The following is a 2,550-nucleotide window of genomic DNA, read 5'->3' as shown; positions in this document are numbered from 1 at the left end:
CTCCTGTCCGGTGCGGGCGAGATAGTTCTCCACGATGGAATCGATGTCCTGATCGACGTCGATGTCGACGCCGCGCTCCTCGGCAGACAGCGGCTCGAGGGTCTCGAACTGCGACGCCAGAAGCGATGGCGGCATGAAGTGCCCCGGCCTGCTGGCCTGTCGGCGACCGATCACCTCGGGCGTCCCAGCTAGGTGCAGGAACTGAACGTCCTGGCAGTGCCGGCGAAGTTGGTCGCGGTAGGCGTGCTTGAGTGCCGAGCAGCTCATCACCCCACCGTCGGGATGAGCTGCCAGCCACTCCCCGATCGAGTCCAGCCACGGTCGCCTGTCGTCGTCATCGAGCGCGTGGCCTGCGGTCATCTTCGCGATGTTCGCCTCCGGGTGGAAGTCGTCCGCGTCGGCGAACGGCACGCGGAGGCGTTGGGCGAGCGCTGCGCCGACGGTGGACTTACCCGAGCCGGAAACACCCATGACCACGATTGGTGACGGCACTGCTCCACCTCCCGATCCGTTGTACCCAGTTGTGGTTGGCATCACACAGCGTGCACTAATGATCTGATTATTGCAACCAGTTGGGGCAAAGATCAGTTCTTACACCAGTCAGCAAACGCTATGACAAGATGTGTCGCGTGGTTCCGCCGCCAAACGTCAGTGCCCTGCACGACAACGTGCTGACGGCGCTCGGGGCCGAGATCGTGTCCGGCACGCTGCCCTCGGGCGGGATCATCAACCTCGAGGGAGTCGGCGCGCAGTACGGCGTGTCACGCAGCGTGGCGCGGGAAGCCGTCCGAGTTCTCGAATCGATGGGCCTCGTCGCATCCCGCCGCCGCGTCGGCATCACCATCCAACCCCAGGATCGATGGAATGTGTTCGACCCCAGAGTGATTCGATGGCGCATCGAATCCGGCGACCGCGCCGCCCAGTTGGTTTCACTGTCCGAGTTGCGCCTCGGATTCGAGCCAACCGCGGCCGCACTTGCCGCGCGGCGAGCCGATCCACACCAGTGCCGCATCATGGCCGCCGCCGTGTCGGACATGGTGATGCACGGGCGTTCGGGCGACCTGGAGTCATACTTGTTGGCGGACAAGGTCTTTCACCGAACGCTACTGGAGGCCAGCGGGAACGAGATGTTCCGCGCCCTCAACGGCGTCGTCGCCGAGGTCCTGACCGGACGAACCCATCACGGCATGATGCCGGAGACCCCGAATCCGGTTGCCATCGCGCTGCACGACGAGGTTGCGCGGGCGATCCGGATGCGCGACGAGGACGCGGCCGAACACGCGATGCGTGCGATCATCGACGAGGCCATGACCGAGGTGAGTTCGTCGGAGGAGCCGAAGTGAGCAGAGGACCAGCGACGGCACGCAGGTTGTTCGACCGCTTCGAACCGGTGCACGCACTGACCTACTTCGCACCGGAGGCCCGCACCGCGTTCGACGGAGTCGGTCTCCGCGGATTCTGGATGGGATACTTCGCGGCGCGTTCGGCCCCGCTGGGTCCGGCGCCCGTGAACGTCGTCACCGCCATGTTCTACAACTTCTCCCCGTCGCACGTCGCGCGGGCGCTGCCCGCAGCATGGGACCTCGCGAGCCCCTCCGACCTGCTGCGTGCCAGGGAGGCCTCCGCGGTGGCCGCCCTTCGCCGATGTGGCGTCGTCGACGACGACGCCTCCCGCACCGCGGCCGATCTGTTGGCGAAGGCAGCCGTCGGCGCATCGAGGGATGGACGTCCGCTGTTCGCGGCGAACCACGCGCTGTCATGGCCGGACGAGCCCGTCGCACGGCTCTGGCACGCGGCCACCCTGCTGCGCGAACAACGAGGTGACGCCCACGTCGCCGTCCTCGTCGCCAACGGCGTCGGTGGGCGGGAGTGCAACGTGCTGCATTCGGTCGCCGACCGGGTGCCCAGGGAATTCATCATGCGCAGCCGCCAGTACGACGACGAGGAATGGCGCTCCTGCTCGGAACGACTTGCCGGGCGAGGAATCCTCGATGACGGTGGCGCACTGACGGATTCGGGTCGCGAGTTCAAAGGACGCCTCGAGGACACCACCGACGAGTTGGCCCTGCACGCATTCGATTCACTCGACGACGACGAACTCGAACTGCTGTTCCGCACGCTCACACCGATCACCAGGGCGGTGATCGCGGGCGGCGACATCCCCGCCGCCACGCCCATGGGCCTGCGCCGCGACGACCTCGACGACGACGGCGCACACCTCGCCTAGGCGGGGCCTGCAGTTCGTCGAGCAGTCCAATGGCCCTGGACGCTAAAACGGTGGGGGCGGTTCGGCGGCTTCGGCTGCAGCCCTTGCCTGTTCGGCCGCGGCTTCGGCTACGACTCTTTGTTGGGCTTCGGCTTCGATGAGCGCTTTGTTGAGTGTGCGTTCGTCCTGGATGCGGCGGGCTCGGTCTTGTGCTCGGGTAGTTCTGCGGCGCGGCATCCTCAACCCCGCGGTGTGCGCTGGCTGGGCGGGGACGTCGACGGGTACGACCGCCGTGGTGGGTTGGCATAGTTCGGGGAACAGCAGCCGACTGCCCGGTGTGGTGG

The 2,550-nt window shown here is 66.7% G+C and carries 3 protein-coding genes and 1 pseudogene; 2 read left to right on the top strand and 2 right to left on the bottom strand.

Features of this window, described 5'->3' with window-relative positions; translation table 11 throughout:
* Positions 1-492, bottom strand: a 492-nt coding sequence (locus tag ACRDUX_RS22185; RefSeq protein ID WP_526416548.1) for a gluconokinase, incomplete at its 3' end; no start/stop codon positions are given.
* A 137-nt stretch (positions 493-629) separates the two neighbouring features.
* Here ACRDUX_RS22185 and ACRDUX_RS22180 point away from each other — a divergent pair.
* Complete coding sequence (locus ACRDUX_RS22180) at positions 630-1,343, top strand: FadR/GntR family transcriptional regulator (RefSeq protein WP_526416546.1); 714 nt, start codon at positions 630-632, stop codon at positions 1,341-1,343.
* On the top strand, positions 1,340-2,227 hold the full coding sequence (locus ACRDUX_RS22175; RefSeq protein WP_526416544.1) for an SCO6745 family protein: 888 nt from the start codon (positions 1,340-1,342) through the stop codon (positions 2,225-2,227). Before ACRDUX_RS22180 ends, ACRDUX_RS22175 begins: the two co-directional genes overlap by 4 nt.
* A 42-nt stretch (positions 2,228-2,269) precedes the next feature.
* Here ACRDUX_RS22175 and ACRDUX_RS22170 read toward each other — a convergent pair.
* Positions 2,270-2,550: pseudogene (locus tag ACRDUX_RS22170) on the bottom strand (HNH endonuclease signature motif containing protein); the annotation flags it as partial.

This window comes from Mycobacterium sp. (assembly GCF_050701675.1).
Lineage (GTDB): Bacteria > Actinomycetota > Actinomycetes > Mycobacteriales > Mycobacteriaceae > Mycobacterium.
Note: the sequence above shows the minus strand (reverse complement) of the source record. Positions and strands in the feature narration are given on the sequence as shown.